This window comes from Streptomyces sp. RGM 3693, assembly GCF_050471125.1.
Classification (GTDB): domain Bacteria; phylum Actinomycetota; class Actinomycetes; order Streptomycetales; family Streptomycetaceae; genus Streptomyces.
On sequence record NZ_JBMPPQ010000002.1, the window covers coordinates 2,353,405 to 2,371,355 of the forward strand.

A 17,951-nucleotide genomic window follows, 5' to 3' on the forward strand; every position below is an offset into this window, starting at 1 on the left:
CGGAGTAAACCGGATGAAGCGCCACCTCATCTCGGCCGCCGATCTCACGCGGGACGACGCCGTACTGATCCTCGACACCGCCGAGGAAATGGCCCGGGTCGCCGACCGGCCGATCAAGAAACTCCCCGCCCTGCGCGGGCGTACCGTCTGCAACCTCTTCTTCGAGGACTCGACCCGGACCCGGATCTCCTTCGAGGCCGCCGAGAAGCGGCTCTCCGCGGACGTCATCAACTTCGCCGCCAAGGGCTCCAGCGTCTCCAAGGGCGAATCGCTCAAGGACACCGCCCAGACCCTGGAGGCGATGGGCGTCGACGCCGTCGTCATCCGGCACAGCGCCTCCGGCGCCCCGTACCGGCTGGCCACGTCCGGCTGGATCGACGCCCCCGTCATCAACGCCGGCGACGGCACCCACCAGCACCCCACCCAGGCCCTGCTGGACGCCTTCACCATGCGGCGCCGGCTCATCGGCCCGGATGCCGGGCTCGGCCGGGACCTCGACGGGAAGCGCATCACCCTCGTCGGTGACGTGCTGCACAGCCGCGTCGCCCGCTCCAACGTCGACCTCCTGCACACCCTCGGCGCCGAGGTCACCCTCGTCGCGCCGCCGACCCTGGTGCCGGTCGGCGTCGAGACCTGGCCGTGCGAGGTGTCCTACGACCTCGACAGCGTGCTGCCCAAGTCCGATGCCGTGATGATGCTGCGGGTGCAGCGCGAGCGGATGAACGCCGCCTTCTTCCCGACCGAGCGCGAGTACTCGCGGCGCTACGGCCTGGACGGCGACCGGATGGCGCGGATGCCCGAGCACGCCATCGTGATGCACCCCGGCCCGATGGTCCGCGGTATGGAGATCACCGCCGAGGTCGCCGACTCCGACCGCTGCACGGTCATCGAACAGGTCGCCAACGGCGTCTCCATCCGCATGGCCGTCCTCTACTTGCTGCTCGGCGGCAACGAGCCCGCCGTCACCCACCCCCGTTCCGAGGAGAAGTAAGACCATGAGCAAGATTCTGATCCGCGGTGCGAAGGTGCTCGGTGGCGCTCCGCAGGACGTGCTGATCGACGGGGAGTTCATCGAGGCGGTGGGCAACGGCCTGTCCGCCGAGGGCGCCGACGTCGTCGAAGCCGACGGCAAGGTCCTCCTGCCGGGCCTGGTCGACCTGCACACCCATCTACGCGAGCCCGGCCGGGAGGACTCCGAGACCGTCCTGACCGGTACCCGGGCCGCGGCCAGCGGCGGCTACACCGCGGTGTTCGCCATGGCCAACACCTTCCCGGTCGCCGACACCGCCGGCGTCGTCGAGCAGGTCTACCGGCTGGGCAAGGAGAGCGGCTACTGCGACGTACAGCCCATCGGCGCCGTCACCGTCGGGCTGGAGGGCAAGAAGCTCGCCGAGCTCGGCGCGATGCACGAGTCCGCGGCCGGCGTCACGGTCTTCTCCGACGACGGCAAGTGCGTCGACGACGCGGTGATCATGCGGCGGGCCCTGGAGTACGTGAAGGCGTTCGGCGGGGTCGTCGCCCAGCACGCCCAGGAGCCGCGGCTGACCGAGGGCGCCCAGATGAACGAGGGCATCGTCTCGGCCGAGCTGGGGCTCGGCGGCTGGCCGGCCGTCGCCGAGGAGTCGATCATCGCCCGGGACGTGCTGCTCGCCGAGCACGTGGGCTCCCGGGTCCACATCTGCCACCTCTCGACCGCCGGCAGCGTCGAGATCGTCCGGTGGGCCAAGTCCCGTGGGATCGACGTGACCGCCGAGGTCACCCCGCACCACCTGCTCCTCACCGACGAGCTGGTGCGCAGCTACAACCCGGTCTACAAGGTCAACCCGCCGCTGCGCACCGAGCGCGACGTGCTGGCCCTGCGCGAGGCCCTCGCCGACGGCACGATCGACATCGTCGCCACCGACCACGCCCCGCACCCGCACGAGGACAAGGACTGTGAGTGGGCCGCGGCCGCGATGGGCATGGTGGGCCTGGAAACCGCGCTGTCCGTCGTCCAGCACACCATGGTCGAGACCGGGCTGCTGGACTGGGCCGGCGTCGCCGACCGGATGTCCGTCACCCCGGCGCGGATCGGCCGGCAGGCCGGCCACGGACGCCCGATCTCAGCCGGTGAGCCCGCCAACCTCACCCTGGTCGATTCCGCTTACCGTGGAGAGGTGGACCCCGCGGGTTTCGCCTCCCGCAGCCGCAACACCCCCTACGAGGGCCGTGAGCTGCCGGGACGCGTCACCCACACCTTCCTGCGGGGCCGCGCAACGCTCGTCGACGGGAAGCTCGCGTGACTCCTGCACTCATCCATCTGGCCGCGGCACCGCACTCCGCCCCGGTCACCGACTGGGCCGGACGCATCGCCTGGGTGGTCGGTCTCCTGGTGTTCGTCGTCTTCGTCTACTGGCTGATGCGCCAGGGCTGGAAGTGGCGCGGCACCCTCCAGGGCGATCTGCCCGAGCTGCCGACCGCCCCGGCCGACGCCGGCGAGCCCCGGCTGACCCTCAGCGGCCGCTACCACGGCTCGACCACCGCCGGGCAGTGGCTGGACCGGATCGTCGCCCACGGCCTGGGCACCCGTAGCCGGGTCGAACTGACCTTGACCGACCAGGGTCTTGCCGTCGTACGGCCGGGCGCCACGGACTTCTTCGTACCGGTCACCGCCCTGCGTGGCGCCCGCCTTGAGGCGGGCATCGCAGGCAAGGTCCTCCCTGAGGGCGGCCTGCTGGTCGTCATCTGGGAACACGGCGGCAAGCAGATCGACTCCGGCTTCCGCTCCGACCGGGCCGGCGAGCACCCGGCCTGGGTCGAGGCCATCGACCGGCTCAGCACCGAGCACACCACCGAGCACAGTGAAACGGAAGGCGCACGATGACGACCTCCACCAAGGGGACCGCCAAAATCCCCGCCGTACTCGTCCTGGAGGACGGCCGCACCTTCCGCGGCCGCGCCTACGGGGCCGTGGGGGAGACCTTCGGTGAAGCGGTGTTCTCCACCGGCATGACCGGCTACCAGGAGACCCTGACCGACCCCTCGTACCACCGTCAGGTCGTCGTCATGACCGCCCCGCACGTCGGCAACACCGGCGTGAACGACGAGGACCCCGAGTCCGCGCGGATCTGGGTCGCCGGCTACGTCGTCCGGGACCCCGCCCGGATGCCGTCCAACTGGCGCTCCCGGCGCTCCCTGGACGACGAACTGCGTCACCAGGGCGTCGTCGGCATCCGCGGCATCGACACCCGTGCGCTCACCCGCCACCTGCGCGAGCGCGGTGCGATGCGGGTCGGCATCTTCTCCGGCAACGCGCTGCCCGACGAGGGCACGATGCTCGCCGAGGTACGCCAGCACCCCGAGATGCAGGGCGCCGACCTCTCCGCGCAGGTCGCCACCAAGGAGACGTACGTCGTCCCGGCGATCGGCACGAAGAAGTTCACCGTGGCCGCCGTCGACCTCGGCATCAAGGGCATGACCCCGCACCGGATGGCCGAGCGCGGCATCGAGGTGCACGTGCTGCCGGCCACCGCGACCGCCGAGGACATCTACGCGGTCGACCCCGACGGCGTGTTCTTCTCCAACGGGCCCGGCGACCCGGCCACCGCCGACCACGCGGTCGGCGTGATGCGCGAGGTGCTCTCCCGGAAGACCCCGCTGTTCGGCATCTGCTTCGGCAACCAGATCCTGGGCCGAGCGCTGGGCTTCGGCACGTACAAGCTCAAGTACGGGCACCGCGGCATCAACCAGCCGGTGCAGGACCGTACGACCGGCAAGGTCGAGGTCACCGCGCACAACCACGGGTTCGCCGTGGACGCGCCGCTCGACAAGGTTTCCGACACGCCCTTCGGTCGCGCCGAGGTCTCCCACGTCTGCCTGAATGACAACGTGGTGGAGGGGCTCCAGCTCCTCGACCAGCCGGCCTTCAGCGTCCAGTACCACCCCGAGGCGGCCGCCGGCCCGCACGACGCCGCGTACCTCTTCGATCGCTTCGTCGAGCTCATGCGAGACAACAATCAGCACAGCGTTTCTCTGATGGAGGGCCAGCGTGCCTAAGCGCACCGATATCCAGTCCGTCCTGGTCATCGGCTCCGGCCCGATCGTCATCGGTCAGGCCGCCGAGTTCGACTACTCCGGCACCCAGGCTTGCCGGGTCCTCAAGACCGAGGGCCTGCGCGTCATCCTGGTCAACTCCAACCCGGCCACGATCATGACCGACCCGGAGATCGCCGACGCCACGTACGTCGAGCCGATCACCCCGGAGTTCGTCGAGAAGATCATCGCCAAGGAGCGTCCGGACGCGCTGCTGCCGACCCTCGGCGGCCAGACGGCGCTCAACACCGCCATCTCGCTGCACGAGGCCGGCACCCTCGACAAGTACGGCGTCGAGCTGATCGGCGCCAACGTCGAGGCGATCAACAAGGGTGAGGACCGCGACCTCTTCAAGGACGTCGTCGAGGCGGTCAACGCCAAGATCGGTTACGGCGAGTCCGCCCGCTCGGTCATCTGCCACTCCATGGACGACGTCCTCAACGGCGTCGAGGAGCTCGGCGGCTACCCGGTCGTCGTCCGCCCGTCCTTCACCATGGGCGGCGCCGGCTCCGGCTTCGCCCACAACGAGGAGGAACTGCGCCGGATCGCCGGCCAGGGCCTGACGCTCTCCCCGACCACCGAGGTGCTCCTGGAGGAGTCCATCCTCGGCTGGAAGGAGTACGAGCTGGAGCTGATGCGCGACAAGCACGACAACGTCGTGGTCGTCTGCTCCATCGAGAACTTCGACCCGATGGGCGTGCACACCGGTGACTCGATCACCGTGGCCCCGGCGATGACGCTCACCGACCGCGAGTACCAGGTCCTGCGCGACATCGGCATCGCCGTGATCCGCGAGGTCGGGGTGGACACCGGCGGCTGCAACATCCAGTTCGCGGTCAACCCCGAGGACGGCCGGGTCATCGTCATCGAGATGAACCCCCGGGTCTCCCGCTCCTCGGCCCTGGCCTCCAAGGCCACCGGCTTCCCGATCGCGAAGATCGCCGCGAAGCTGGCCGTGGGCTACACCCTGGACGAGATCCCCAACGACATCACCCGGGAGACCCCGGCGTCGTTCGAGCCGACCCTCGACTACGTCGTCGTCAAGGTGCCGCGGTTCGCCTTCGAGAAGTTCCCGGCCGCCGACGCCACCCTCACCACCACCATGAAGTCGGTCGGCGAGGCGATGGCCATCGGCCGTAACTTCACCGAGGCGCTCAACAAGGCGCTGCGCTCGCTGGAGAAGAAGGGCAGCCAGTTCGCCTTCACGGGCGAGCCCGGCGACAAGGCTGAGCTGCTGGAGCGGGCCAAGGTCCCCACCGACGGCCGGATCAACACCGTCATGGCGGCGATCCGGGCCGGCGCCACCCCGCAGGAGGTCTTCGACGCCACGAAGATCGACCCGTGGTTCGTCGACCAGCTCTTCCTGATCAAGGAGGTCGCGGACGAGGTCCAGGCCGCCGACACGCTCGACCCGGAAATCCTTGCGGAAGCAAAGCGGCACGGCTTCTCGGACACCCAGATCGCGGACCTCCGCGGTCTGCGCGAGGACGTCGTCCGCGAGGTGCGGCACGCGCTCGGCCTCCGCCCGGTCTACAAGACGGTCGACACCTGCGCGGCCGAGTTCGCGGCACGGACCCCGTACTTCTACTCGTCCTACGACGAGGAGACCGAGGTCGCGCCCCGCGAGAAGCCCGCGGTGATCATCCTCGGCTCCGGCCCCAACCGCATCGGCCAGGGCATCGAGTTCGACTACTCCTGCGTCCACGCCTCGTTCGCGCTCAGCGACGCCGGCTACGAGACCGTGATGGTCAACTGCAACCCGGAGACCGTCTCCACCGACTACGACACCTCCGACCGGCTCTACTTCGAGCCGCTCACCCTGGAGGACGTGCTGGAGATCGTGCACGCCGAATCCCAGGCGGGCCCGGTCGCCGGGGTCATCGTTCAGCTCGGCGGGCAGACCCCGCTGGGCCTGGCGCAGGCACTCAAGGACAACGGCGTGCCGATCGTCGGCACCTCGCCCGAGGCCATCGACCTCGCCGAGGAGCGCGGCGCGTTCGGCCGGGTGCTGACCGAGGCCGGCCTGCCGGCCCCCAAGTACGGCACCGCCTTCTCCTTCGTCGAGGCCAAGGACATCGCCGCCGAGATCGGCTACCCGGTGATGGTCCGCCCCTCGTACGTGCTCGGCGGCCGCGGTATGGAGATCGTCTACGACGAGCCCTCGCTGGCCGAGTACCTGGAGCGGCACGCCGGCCTGATCGACCAGCACCCGGTCCTCATCGACCGGTTCCTCGACGACGCCATCGAGATCGACGTGGACGCGCTCTACGACGGTCACGAGCTCTACCTCGGCGGCGTCATGGAGCACATCGAGGAGGCCGGCATCCACTCCGGCGACTCCGCCTGTGCGCTGCCCCCGATCACCCTCGGCGGCTTCGACATCAAGCGGCTGCGCGCCTCCACCGAGGCCATCGCCAAGGGCGTCGGCGTCCGCGGGCTGATCAACATCCAGTTCGCGATGGCCGGGGACATCCTCTACGTCCTCGAAGCCAACCCGCGCGCCTCGCGGACCGTGCCCTTCACCTCGAAGGCCACCGCCGTCCCGCTGGCCAAGGCCGCCGCCCGGATCTCGCTGGGCGCCACCATCGCCGAGCTGCGCACCGAGGGCATGCTCCCCAAGACCGGGGACGGCGGCACGCTGCCGCTGGACGCGCCGATCTCCGTCAAGGAGGCGGTCATGCCCTGGTCGCGGTTCCGGGACGCCTCGGGCCACGGCGTGGACACCATCCTCGGCCCGGAGATGCGCTCCACCGGCGAGGTCATGGGCATCGACTCGGTCTTCGGCACGGCGTACGCCAAGTCGCAGGCCGGCGCCTACGGTGCGCTGCCCACCAAGGGCCGCGCGTTCGTCTCCGTCGCCAACCGCGACAAGCGCTCGATGATCTTCCCGGCCCGTGAGCTGGTCGCCCACGGCTTCGAGCTGCTGGCCACCTCCGGCACCGCCGAGGTGCTGCGCCGCAACGGCATCAAGGCCACCGTGGTGCGCAAGCAGTCCGAGGGCGAGGGCCCCAACGGCGAGAAGACCATCGTCCAGCTGATCCACGACGGCCAGGTCGACCTGATCGTCAACACCCCCTACGGGACCGGCGGCCGGCTCGACGGCTACGACATCCGCACCGCCTCCGTGGCCCGCGGCATCCCCTGCCTGACCACGGTCCAGGCGCTGGCCGCCGCCGTCCAGGGCATCGAGGCGATGTCCCGCGGCGACGTCGGGGTGCGCTCCCTCCAGGAGCACGCCCGACATCTGACCTCGGCCCGCGAGGAGTAGGCCCGAGAGGGGGACACCAGATGGTGTCCCCCTCTTCATGAGCCCACCGACCCTCCTCGCGAAAAGGCCCGCCCACCATGTACCGCCTGTTCTTCCAGCTGATCTTCCAGCGCATGGACCCCGAGAAGGCCCACCACCTGGCCTTCCGCTGGATCCGCCTGGCCGCGCGCCTCCCCGTGCTGCGCACCTTCGCCGCGGCCGCCCTCGCCCCCCGCTACAAGGAACTGCGCACCGAGGCCCTGGGCCGCCGGATGCACGGCCCCTTCGGCCTGGCCGCCGGCTTCGACAAGAACGCCGTGGCTATCGACGGCATGGCCATGCTCGGCTTCGACCACGTCGAGATCGGCACCGTCACCGCCCAGCCGCAGCCCGGAAACCCCAAGAAGCGACTGTTCCGGCTGGTGCCGGACCGCGCGCTGATCAACCGGATGGGCTTCAACAACGACGGCTCGGCTGCGGTCGCCGCCCGCCTGGCCGCCCGCAACCCCGTCTTCCGGACCACGGTCGGCGTCAACATCGGCAAGACCAAGATCGTTCCGGAGGCCGAGGCGGTCGCCGACTACGTCACCTCCACCGAGCGCCTGGCCCGGCACGCCGACTACCTGGTCGTCAACGTCTCCTCGCCGAACACGCCGGGGCTGCGCAACCTCCAGGCCGTCGACCACCTGCGCCCGCTGCTCACCGCGGTCCGCGAGGCCGCCGACCGCACGGTCACCGACCGCCGGGTCCCGCTGCTGGTCAAGATCGCCCCCGACCTCGCCGACGAGGACGTGGACGCGGTCGCCGACCTCGCCCTGGAACTGGGCCTGGACGGCATCATCGCCACCAACACCACCATCGCCCGTGAGGGCCTGGGACTGGCCTCCGACCCGAAGCTGATCGCCGAGACCGGTGGCCTCTCCGGCGCCCCCCTCAAGGAGCGCTCCTTGGAGGTCCTGAGCCGCCTGTACGCCCGCGTGGGCGACCGGATCACCCTGGTCGGGGTCGGCGGCATCGAGACCGCCGAGGACGCCTGGCAGCGCATCCTCGCCGGCGCCACCCTCGTCCAGGGCTACAGCGCCTTCATCTACCAGGGCCCGTTCTGGTGCCGCGCGATCCACAAGGGCCTCGCCGCGCGCCTGCGCAACAGCCCGTACGCCACCCTCGCCGACGCGGTCGGCGCCGACCACAAGAAGGTGACCGGATGAGCCTCGAACCCTTCGGTGCCCGTCTCCGCCGTGCCATGGACGAGCGCGGCCCGCTCTGCGTCGGCATCGACCCGCACGCCTCGCTGCTGGCCGACTGGGGCCTGAACGACGACGTGGCGGGCCTGGCCCGGTTCACCCGGACCGTGGTGGAGGCGCTCGGCGAGCAGGTCGCGGTCTTCAAGCCGCAGTCGGCCTTCTTCGAGCGGTTCGGCTCGCGCGGCATCGCCGTCCTGGAGACCGCCGTCGAGGAGGCGCGGGAGCGCGGTGCACTGATCCTCATGGACGCCAAGCGCGGCGACATCGGTTCCACCATGAGCGCCTACGCCGAGGCGTTCCTGCGCCCGGACTCGCCGCTGTTCTCGGACGCGCTGACGGTCTCCCCGTACCTCGGCTTCGGCTCGCTGAAGCCCGCCGTGGAGCTGGCGCGGGAGAGCGGTGCCGGCCTCTTCGTGCTCGGCCTGACCTCCAACCCGGAGGGCGCGGAGGTCCAGCGGGCGGTCCGCGAGGACGGCCGCACGGTCGCCGCCACCATGCTCGGCCACCTGGCCGCCGAGAACGCCGGGGCGGAGCCGCTGGGGTCCTTCGGCGCGGTCGTCGGTGCCACTCTCGGCGATCTCTCCACCTTCGACCTGGCGATCAACGGCCCGCTGCTGGCACCCGGCATCGGGGCGCAGGGCGCCACCCCCGCCGACCTGCCCACCGTCTTCGGCAAGGCGGTCCGCAACGTGGTGCCGAGCGTCAGCCGGGGAGTGCTGAAGCATGGCCCGGACACCGGCGCACTGCGCGCGGCGGCGACCCGCTGCGCCGACGAAGTGCGCGCGGCGGTCGCATAACGCGGTTATTTGGTCCCGAAATGTCCTGGTCAGCTGAGTCTGACCAGGACTTTTCGTCTGTTCTCGCTGACTCCAGCGCCATCGGCCGCTAGTCTCCGTCGAGAGCACTGCACGTAAGCGCGTTGCTCGTTGCTCCGCTGTTGCGGGGCGACTAGGTTCCACACCGGTCCGTATCCGACAGTTCGACATCCGAGGTGACGTAGGCGTGGCTCTTCCGCCCCTTACCCCTGAACAGCGCGCTGCCGCGCTCGAAAAGGCCGCCGCGGCTCGCCGGGAGCGCGCCGAGGTCAAGAATCGGCTCAAGCACTCCGGGGCCTCCCTGCACGAGGTCATTCAGCAGGGCCAGAAAAACGATGTCATCGGCAAGATGAAGGTCTCCGCCCTCCTGGAGTCCCTGCCGGGCGTGGGCAAGGTCCGCGCGAAGCAGATCATGGAGCGACTCGGGATCTCCGAGAGCCGCCGGGTGCGCGGTCTGGGCTCCAACCAGATCGCCTCACTGGAGCGTGAGTTCGGCAGCACGGGTTCCTGAGTTTCTCGGCACTGCCGGGTTGCTGGAATAATCGCTGCATGAGTTCAGCAGTCTCCCGGGGGTCCGCCCCCGTACCCCCGGCCAGACAACCGCGCCTGACCGTGCTCTCCGGCCCTTCGGGGGTCGGCAAGAGCACGGTCGTCGCGCATCTGCGCAAGGTCCATCCCGAAATCTGGCTCTCGGTCTCGGCCACCACCCGCAAGCCGCGCCCCGGGGAGCGCCACGGCGTCCAGTACTTCTTCGTCGAGGACGAGGAATTCGACAAGCTGATCGCCAACGGTGAGCTGCTGGAATGGGCCGCGTTCGCCGGCAACCGCTACGGGACCCCGCGCAAGGCGGTGCTGGACCGGCTGGCGGCCGGCGAGCCGGTCCTCCTGGAGATCGACCTGCAGGGCGCCCGCCAGGTGCGCGAGTCCATGTCGGACGCCGACCTGGTCTTCCTGGCACCGCCGAGCTGGGACGAGCTGGTCCGCCGGCTCACCGGCCGCGGCACGGAGGCGCCGGAGGTCATCGAGCGGCGCCTGGAGGCGGCCCGGATCGAGCTCGCGGCGGAGAAGGAGTTCGACGTGACGCTCGTCAACACCTCCGTCGAGGACGTCAGCCGTGAGCTGCTAGCCTTGATGCTGCGCCGCCCTGGAGACCGGACCACCGGCGACTGACTCCGGTCCCGCTCGCGGCGCCACGGATTTCGGCGCCTGTGCGCCATCACCTGCTTCATCCCCTTTCGGAAGGTCAGAGAGTGTCCTCTTCCATCACTGCACCCGAGGGCATCATCAACCCGCCCATTGATGAGCTTCTCGAGGCCACCGACTCGAAGTACAGCCTCGTGATCTACGCCGCCAAGCGCGCGCGCCAGATCAACGCGTACTACTCCCAGCTCGGCGAGGGCCTGCTGGAGTACGTCGGCCCGCTGGTCGACACCCACGTGCACGAGAAGCCGCTGTCGATCGCGCTCCGCGAGATCAACGCCGGTCTGCTGACCTCGGAGGCCATCGAGGGTCCGGCCGGCCAGTAGGCGGCACCGCATTCCTCAGCAAGGGCCCGGCAGGGGCCCTCTCGGCAGGTGGCCGGGGGGACCTGCCGGGCCCTTGGTGTGTCATGAGGGCATAGGTTGAGGGACATGCGTGCGGACCTAGGCTCGGGGAGCGGGGAATCGATGGACAAGCGGGAGCGGCCCAGGGTCGTCCTGGGGGTCAGTGGCGGGATCGCCGCGTACAAGGCGTGCGAGCTGCTACGCCGACTCACGGAGTCCGGTCACGACGTACGGGTGGTGCCGACCGCCTCGGCGCTGCACTTCGTCGGCGAGGCCACCTGGTCGGCACTGTCCGGCAACCCGGCCACCACCGAGGTCTGGGAGTCCGTCCACGAGGTCCCGCACGTCCGCATCGGGCAGGCCGCCGACCTCGTCGTGGTCGCCCCGGCCACCGCCGACATGCTGGCCAAGGCCGCCCACGGCCTCGCGGACGACCTATTGACCAACACCCTGCTCACCGCCCGCTGTCCGGTGATCTTCGCGCCCGCGATGCACACCGAGATGTGGGAGAACCCCGCCACCCAGGAGAACGTCGCCACGCTGCGGCGCCGCGGTGCGCTCGTCATCGAGCCCGCCGTGGGCCGGCTCACCGGCGTCGACACCGGCAAGGGCCGCTTCCCGGACCCGGTGGAGATCTTCGACCTGTGCCGCCAGGTGCTGGCCCGCGGCGCCGAGGGTCTGCCGCAGGACCTCGTGGGTCGCCACGTCGTGGTCAGCGCGGGCGGCACCCGGGAGCCGCTGGACCCGGTGCGCTACCTGGGCAACCGCTCGTCCGGCAAGCAGGGCTACGCCCTCGCCCGCACTGCCGCGGCCCGCGGTGCCCGGGTCACCCTGGTCGCCGGCAACACCGAGCTGCCCGACCCGGCCGGCGTGCACGTGATCCGGATCGGCACCGCCCGGCAGCTGCGCGAGGCCGTGCTGAAGGCCGCGGCGGACGCCGACGCGGTGGTGATGGCCGCCGCGGTGGCCGATTTCCGCCCTGCTGTTTACGCCACCGGCAAGATCAAGAAGCGGGAGGGCCAGGAGCCGGAACCCGTCACGCTGGTACGGAATCCGGACATCCTTGCCGAGCTCTCCGCCGACCGGGCCCGCCCCGGTCAGCTGGTCGTCGGCTTCGCCGCCGAGACCGACGACGTCCTCGCCAACGGTCGCGCCAAGCTCGCCCGCAAGGGCTGCGATCTCCTGGTCGTCAACGAGGTCGGCGAACACAAGACCTTCGGTTCGGCCGAGAACGAGGCCGTGATCCTGGCCACGGACGGCACCGAGACCCCCGTCCCCTACGGTCCGAAGGAAGCCCTCGCCGACACCGTTTGGGACCTGGTCATCGCCCGTCTGGCCGATCCGCGCCCCTGACGGTCACTCCTGCGGGTAACCCCCGGAGCGGGCCGTCGAGGGCCCTTATCGAGCCATGAAAATCGGCGTGTCCTCTTGACCCGACTGATTCTCAAGGTGATCGTCACTACCGTGAGTCAGTGGTGTCCCAGGTCACGGGGGTTCCATAAATCGAGACTGCGTGCCCAAGCGCCACATTCGACCGATAAACTGGCAGTGGATTTGGCCGAGCGCAGCTCTCGGCCGTTCCGCTAAATGATCAGCCAGCAGCCGCTGCAACCCCAGGGAGCGATGTGTCCCGCCGCCTGTTTACCTCGGAGTCCGTCACCGAGGGCCACCCCGACAAGATCGCTGACCAGATCAGCGACACCATTCTCGACGCGCTCCTCAAGGAGGACCCGACCTCTCGGGTCGCCGTGGAGACGTTGATCACCACCGGCCTGGTGCACGTGGCCGGCGAGGTGACGACCAAGGCGTACGCCGACATCCCCAATCTCGTCCGGAACAAGATCCTGGAGATTGGCTACGACTCGTCCAAGAAGGGCTTCGACGGCGCCTCCTGCGGCGTCTCGGTGTCCATCGGTGCGCAGTCGCCGGACATCGCCCAGGGCGTCGACACCGCCTACGAGAACCGCGTCGAAGGCGACGACGACGAGCTGGACCGGCAGGGCGCCGGCGACCAGGGCCTGATGTTCGGGTTCGCCTGCGACGAGACCCCCGAGCTCATGCCGCTCCCGATCTACCTGGCGCACCGCCTCTCGCGGCGCCTGTCGGAGGTCCGCAAGAACGGGACCATCCCCTACCTCCGCCCCGACGGCAAGACCCAGGTCACCATCGAGTACGACGGCAACAAGGCCGTCCGCCTCGACACCGTGGTGGTCTCCTCCCAGCACGCCAGCGACATCGACCTGGACTCGCTGCTCGCGCCCGACATCCGCGAGTTCGTCGTCGAGCACGTTCTCAACCAGCTCGTCGAGGACGGCATCAAGCTGGACACCGACGACTACCGCCTGCTGGTCAACCCGACCGGGCGGTTCGAGATCGGTGGCCCGATGGGCGACGCCGGCCTGACCGGCCGCAAGATCATCATCGACACCTACGGCGGTATGGCCCGCCACGGTGGCGGTGCCTTCTCCGGCAAGGACCCGTCCAAGGTCGACCGCTCCGCCGCGTACGCCATGCGCTGGGTCGCCAAGAACGTGGTCGCCGCCGGCCTCGCCTCGCGCTGCGAGGTTCAGGTCGCCTACGCGATCGGCAAGGCCGAGCCGGTCGGTCTCTTCGTCGAGACCTTCGGTACCAACACGGTCGACATCGACAAGATCGAGGCTGCCATCGGTGAGGTCTTCGACCTCCGCCCGGCCGCGATCATCCGCGACCTCGACCTGCTCCGCCCGATCTACTCCCAGACCGCCGCCTACGGCCACTTCGGCCGTGAGCTGGAGGACTTCACCTGGGAGCGCACCGATCGGGTGGACGCCCTCCGCAAGGCCGCGGGCCTCTAAAGGGCTCCGTACCACCAGGGTTTCCCCCGAGGGCCCCGGACCGCTGGACGGTCCGGGCCCTCGGCCGTTCGTGAGCTCCGGCCACTGTCGGTGGGGTCTGCTAAGACTGGTTGCTGTGAGCAGGGAGAACGGGCGGGATCCGGGGGAGCAGGGCGAGCAGCTGGCCCTGATCCGGGAGGCCGTACGGGAGACGAAGGCGGAGCGGGCCAAGCCGCGCACGTGGCGGGGGGCTGCCCTGGCGGCGGAGCTGCCGGTGGCGCGGGTGCTGGTGGACAAGGGGCTGGTGCACCTCGACCGGTTCTTCGACTACGCGGTGCCGGCCGCGCTGGACGCCGAGGCGCAGCCCGGGGTGCGGGTACGGGTGCGGTTCGGGGCGGGGGAGAAGGGCGGCCGGCGCGAGGGCGGCCGGTTGGTCAGCGGCTTCATCGTGGAGCGGGTGGCGGAGAGTGAGTTCCGCGGAGTGCTGGCGCCGATCGCCCAGGTGCTCTCGCCGGAGCGGGTGCTGACCCCGGAGCTGCTGGGGCTGTGCCGGGCGGTCGCCGACCGCTATGCCGGGTCGCTGGCGGATGTGGTGCAGCTGGCGGTGCCGCCGCGCCGGGCGCAGGTCGAGGCCGAGCCGTCGCCCGCGCCCCTGCCGCCCAACGCCCCGCCGGCTCCCGGGAGTTGGGAGCGGTACGGGGCCGGTCCGGGGTTCCTGGCGGCGCTGGCGCGAGGGGACGCGCCGCGGGCGGTGTGGACGGCACTGCCCGGACCGAGCTGGCCGGAGGAACTGGCGCGGGCGGCGGCCGCGGCGCTAGCCGGCGGGCGCGGGGCGCTGGTGGTGGTGCCCGACGGGCGGGCCGCGGCCCGGGTGGACGCGGCGCTCGGTGAGTTGATCGGGGCCGGCCGGCATGTGGTGCTGACGGCCGAGTGCGGGCCCGAGGAGCGGTACCGGCGCTGGCTGGCGGTCAGCCGGGGCTCGGTGCGCGCGGTGATCGGGACGCGCGCCGCGATGTTCGCGCCGGTCGCCGGGCTGGGGCTGGTCGCGCTCTGGGACGACGGGGACGCCAGCCACAGCGATCCGCACGCCCCCCAGCCGCACGCCCGGGAAGTGCTCCTCCAGCGTGCGGTCGGCGAGCGGGCCGGCTTCCTGGTCGGCGGGCTGAGCTGCACGGTCGAGGCGGCCCAACTGGTGGAGACCGGCTGGGCGCGGCCACTGGCCGCCGACCGGGAGCGGGTGCGGGCCGCCGCCCCCTTGGTGCGTACGGTCGGGGACGGCGACGAGGCCCGGGACTCCGCGGCGCGCGCCGCCCGGCTGCCGTCGATGGCCTGGCAGATAGTGCGGGACGGGCTCACCCGCGGTCCGGTGCTGGTGCAGGTGCCGCGGCGGGGCTATGCCCCCCGGTTGGCGTGCGAGCGGTGTCGGGAAGCAGCCCGCTGCCGGGCGTGTGCCGGCCCGTTGGAGGCGCGCGAGGCGGGCGAGTTGGCCTGCGCCTGGTGCGGCCGCGAGGAGTCGGACTGGCACTGCGCCGAGTGCGGCGGGACCCGGCTGCGGGCGCAGATCGTCGGGGCGCGGCGTACGGCGGAGGAGCTGGGCCGAGCGTTCCCGGCGGTTCCGGTGCGTACGTCGGGGCGTGATCACGTCCTGGCGTCGGTGCCCGCCGCCCCCGCGCTGGTGGTGAGCACGCCCGGCGCCGAACCGGTCGCCGAGGGCGGGGGTTACGCCGCCGCGCTGCTGCTGGACGGCTGGGCACTGCTGGGGCGGCCGGACCTGCGGGCCGGCGAGGAGGCGCTGCGCCGCTGGCTGGGTGCGGCCGCGTTGGTCCGCGGTCAGGCGGAGGGCGGCACGGTCGCGGTGATCGCGGAACCGACGCTGCGGCCGGTCCAGGCGCTGGTGCGCTGGGACCCGGTCGGCCATGCGGTGCGCGAGTTGGCCGAGCGGGCGGAGCTGGGGTTCCCGCCGGTGTCGCGGATGGCTGCGGTGGCGGGCCGTGCCGAGGACGTGGCCGGTCTGTTGCGGGCGGCCGAACTCCCCGAGGGGGCCGAGGTGCTGGGCCCGGTGCCGCTGCCGGTGCCGGATCCCGGGCGGCCGCGGCGGCCGGGCGATCCTCCGTCGGGCGAGGTCTGGGAGCGTGCGCTGGTCCGGGTCCGCCCGGGGCAGGGCGCGGCACTGGCGGCGGCGCTGAAGGCCGCGCGGGCGGCCCGGCTGGTCAAGCGGGAGGGCGAGCCGGTCCGGGTGCGGATCGATCCGCCGGATCTGGGCTGAGCCGGGTGCGCGGGTCCGGTCTCCAGGCCCCGTCTCCAGGCTCCGTTCGTGCCGCACGTCGCCCGGGACCGTGGTCGGCGGGCGGTCCCGGGTTCCGGTGCGGGGCGTCCGTGGGGGAAGTCGGAGGGGGGAGTCAGCCGTTGCGGGGGCCGGGGAAGGCGCCGGGGCGTGCCTCGTCGCGGGAGGAGGCGGAGGGCTGAGTGGGCAGGGAGCGGGCGGCCGGGCTCCCGGTCAGGCCGCCGGCCATGCTGATCGCGCGGGCCGCGGAGGCGTCGGAGGGGCGCACCGCGGTCTCGCCGCCGTCGCCGGACGGCTGGGCGGTGGCCCGTCGGGCGCCGTAACGGCGGTGCACCGCCTGCTTGGTGACGCCGAGTGCGGAGCCCACCGCGTCCCAGGAGAAGCCCAGCGAGCGGTCGAAGTCGACCGCCGCGGTGACGAGCGTTTCGATGCTGTCGCGGAGTTCCTGGGCGAGACGCACGGTGGGGGCGGGCGCCCGTCCGTAGACGACGAAGCCCGCCGAGGGGCCCGTGCGTCGCGGCCGGTAGACGTTGCCGAGCTGCGCGGTGAGCGTGCGCAGGGCGTCCACCTGCCGGCGGACCCGCTCGATGTCCCGCACCAGGAGATGCAGGCTGGCGCGCGCCTGGGCGTCGTGGGTTGCGTGGTCGGCCATGAGCAAGCCTCTCGAACCGGCGTGGAAAGGATGGGTGAAAGCGTTCGGGCCGCCAAAGCGGCCCGGAATCGGTCAATGCTGTTTGACCAACGCGCCAGGAGCGGCTCTGGTCACGGTGCAGGGGCGTATGAGCGTGTGCGCGGGGCGCGGATGACTTCGCACGCCCCCCGGCGTTCCGGCCCATGACCTGCGTCAAGGCCCCTAGACTGGTGCGTCGTTCCGCAGCGTGTGAGAGGTAGTCCGTCACCCATGAGGCTTGTCTTCGCAGGTACCCCCGAGGTTGCCGTACCCGCCCTCGATGCCCTGATCGCCTCGGACCGGCATGAGGTGGTGGCCGTCGTGACCCGGCCCGACGCGCCGGCCGGGCGGGGCCGCCGGCTGGTGGCCAGCCCGGTCGCGGAGCGCGCGGAGGAGGCCGGCATCGAGGTGCTCAAGCCCGCCAAGCCGCGCGACGAGGACTTCCTCGCCCGGCTGCGGGAGATCGCGCCGGACTGCTGCCCGGTGGTCGCCTACGGCGCGCTGCTGCCCCAGGTCGCGCTGGACATCCCGGCCCACGGCTGGGTCAACCTGCACTTCTCGCTGTTGCCCGCGTGGCGGGGGGCGGCGCCCGTACAGCACGCGGTGCTCGCCGGTGACGAGATCACCGGTGCCACCACCTTCCAGATCGAACGGGGGCTGGACTCCGGCCCGGTGTACGGGGTGCTCACCGAGGAGATCCGGCCGACCGACACCAGCGGGGATCTGCTGACCCGGCTGGCGTTCGCCGGCTCCGGTCTGCTCGTCGCCACGATGGACGGCATCGAGGACGGCACCCTCAATGCGGTGCCGCAGCCGGAGGAGGGGGTCACGCTGGCCCCGAAGATCGAGGTGGAGGACGCCCGGATCGACTGGACCGCCCCGGCGCTGCGGGTGGATCGGGTGGTGCGGGGTTGCGCGCCGGCGCCCGGTGCCTGGACGGTCTTCCGCGGGGAGCGGCTCAAGGTGATGTCGGCCGCCCCCGCCGCCGAGTACGACGGAGCGGCCCTGCCGGCGGGCGAACTGGCCGTCACCAAGAAGGCGGTGCACGTGGGCACCGGCAGCCACCCCGTCCAGCTGCTCTGGGTCCAGCCGCAGGGCAAGAAGCCGATGCAGGCGGCGGACTGGGCGCGCGGGGTCCGGATCGCGACCGGGGAGCAGTTGAGCGGCTGACCGGGGCGGGGCGCGTTCGAAGGGGCCGTCCGCGCGCCGCCGGCTTCGGGCCCGCGTAGGCTGGGGCGAACCCCCGTCTCGTAATACCGGAGC

General features: G+C 71.5%; 15 protein-coding genes. 14 read left to right on the forward strand and 1 reads right to left on the reverse strand.

Going from position 1 to position 17,951, the window contains the following annotated elements:
* Positions 1-13: 13 nt before the first annotated feature.
* The 13 genes from ACO0M4_RS27900 (at position 14) to ACO0M4_RS27960 (ending at position 16,000) form a co-directional block, all read left to right on the forward strand.
* On the forward strand, positions 14-991 hold the full coding sequence (locus ACO0M4_RS27900) for an aspartate carbamoyltransferase catalytic subunit (RefSeq protein WP_430373657.1): 978 nt from the start codon (positions 14-16) through the stop codon (positions 989-991).
* Between the two features lie 4 nt (positions 992-995).
* Positions 996-2,282 carry a dihydroorotase gene (locus ACO0M4_RS27905; RefSeq protein WP_430373659.1) on the forward strand — a complete coding sequence of 429 codons (1,287 nt, stop codon included), beginning with the start codon at positions 996-998 and terminating at the stop codon, positions 2,280-2,282.
* Positions 2,279-2,863 (forward strand): hypothetical protein, encoded by a 585-nt coding sequence (locus tag ACO0M4_RS27910; RefSeq protein ID WP_430373660.1) that lies wholly within the window; start codon positions 2,279-2,281, stop codon positions 2,861-2,863. Before ACO0M4_RS27905 ends, ACO0M4_RS27910 begins: the two co-directional genes overlap by 4 nt.
* The gene (gene carA / locus ACO0M4_RS27915; protein WP_430373662.1) at positions 2,860-4,035 is read left to right on the forward strand and encodes a glutamine-hydrolyzing carbamoyl-phosphate synthase small subunit; all 1,176 of its coding nucleotides are present in this window, start codon (positions 2,860-2,862) and stop codon (positions 4,033-4,035) included. Before ACO0M4_RS27910 ends, carA begins: the two co-directional genes overlap by 4 nt.
* Complete coding sequence (gene carB, locus ACO0M4_RS27920; RefSeq protein WP_430373663.1) at positions 4,028-7,339, forward strand: carbamoyl-phosphate synthase large subunit; 3,312 nt, start codon at positions 4,028-4,030, stop codon at positions 7,337-7,339. Before carA ends, carB begins: the two co-directional genes overlap by 8 nt.
* A gap of 77 nt (positions 7,340-7,416) precedes the next feature.
* Positions 7,417-8,526, forward strand: a complete 1,110-nt coding sequence (locus tag ACO0M4_RS27925; protein WP_430373664.1) for a quinone-dependent dihydroorotate dehydrogenase — start codon at positions 7,417-7,419, stop codon at positions 8,524-8,526.
* Complete coding sequence (gene pyrF / locus ACO0M4_RS27930; RefSeq protein WP_430373666.1) at positions 8,523-9,359, forward strand: orotidine-5'-phosphate decarboxylase; 837 nt, start codon at positions 8,523-8,525, stop codon at positions 9,357-9,359. Before ACO0M4_RS27925 ends, pyrF begins: the two co-directional genes overlap by 4 nt.
* 205 nt (positions 9,360-9,564) lie before the next feature.
* Positions 9,565-9,888, forward strand: coding sequence for an integration host factor (locus tag ACO0M4_RS27935; RefSeq protein ID WP_016572363.1), 324 nt, complete (start codon positions 9,565-9,567; stop codon positions 9,886-9,888).
* Between the two features lie 38 nt (positions 9,889-9,926).
* Positions 9,927-10,547, forward strand: a complete 621-nt coding sequence (gene gmk, locus ACO0M4_RS27940) for a guanylate kinase (protein ID WP_430373667.1) — start codon at positions 9,927-9,929, stop codon at positions 10,545-10,547.
* A gap of 80 nt (positions 10,548-10,627) precedes the next feature.
* The gene (gene rpoZ / locus ACO0M4_RS27945) at positions 10,628-10,903 is read left to right on the forward strand and encodes a DNA-directed RNA polymerase subunit omega (protein WP_039638039.1); all 276 of its coding nucleotides are present in this window, start codon (positions 10,628-10,630) and stop codon (positions 10,901-10,903) included.
* Positions 10,904-11,044: 141 nt separating this feature from the next.
* A complete protein-coding gene (gene coaBC, locus ACO0M4_RS27950) occupies positions 11,045-12,274 on the forward strand; it encodes a bifunctional phosphopantothenoylcysteine decarboxylase/phosphopantothenate--cysteine ligase CoaBC (protein ID WP_430373956.1) in 1,230 nt (409 codons plus the stop codon).
* A 272-nt stretch (positions 12,275-12,546) separates the two neighbouring features.
* Complete coding sequence (metK, locus tag ACO0M4_RS27955) at positions 12,547-13,755, forward strand: methionine adenosyltransferase (RefSeq protein WP_430373668.1); 1,209 nt, start codon at positions 12,547-12,549, stop codon at positions 13,753-13,755.
* A 115-nt stretch (positions 13,756-13,870) separates the two neighbouring features.
* Positions 13,871-16,000, forward strand: coding sequence for a primosomal protein N' (locus tag ACO0M4_RS27960; RefSeq protein WP_430373669.1), 2,130 nt, complete (start codon positions 13,871-13,873; stop codon positions 15,998-16,000).
* A 133-nt stretch (positions 16,001-16,133) separates the two neighbouring features.
* Here ACO0M4_RS27960 and ACO0M4_RS27965 read toward each other — a convergent pair whose 3' ends face one another.
* Positions 16,134-16,670 (reverse strand): hypothetical protein, encoded by a 537-nt coding sequence (locus ACO0M4_RS27965; RefSeq protein WP_430373670.1) that lies wholly within the window; start codon positions 16,668-16,670, stop codon positions 16,134-16,136.
* A gap of 249 nt (positions 16,671-16,919) precedes the next feature.
* On the opposite strand from ACO0M4_RS27965, the gene fmt reads away from it, so the two are divergent.
* Positions 16,920-17,858 (forward strand): methionyl-tRNA formyltransferase, encoded by a 939-nt coding sequence (fmt, locus tag ACO0M4_RS27970; RefSeq protein WP_430373671.1) that lies wholly within the window; start codon positions 16,920-16,922, stop codon positions 17,856-17,858.
* Positions 17,859-17,951 lie beyond the last annotated feature (93 nt).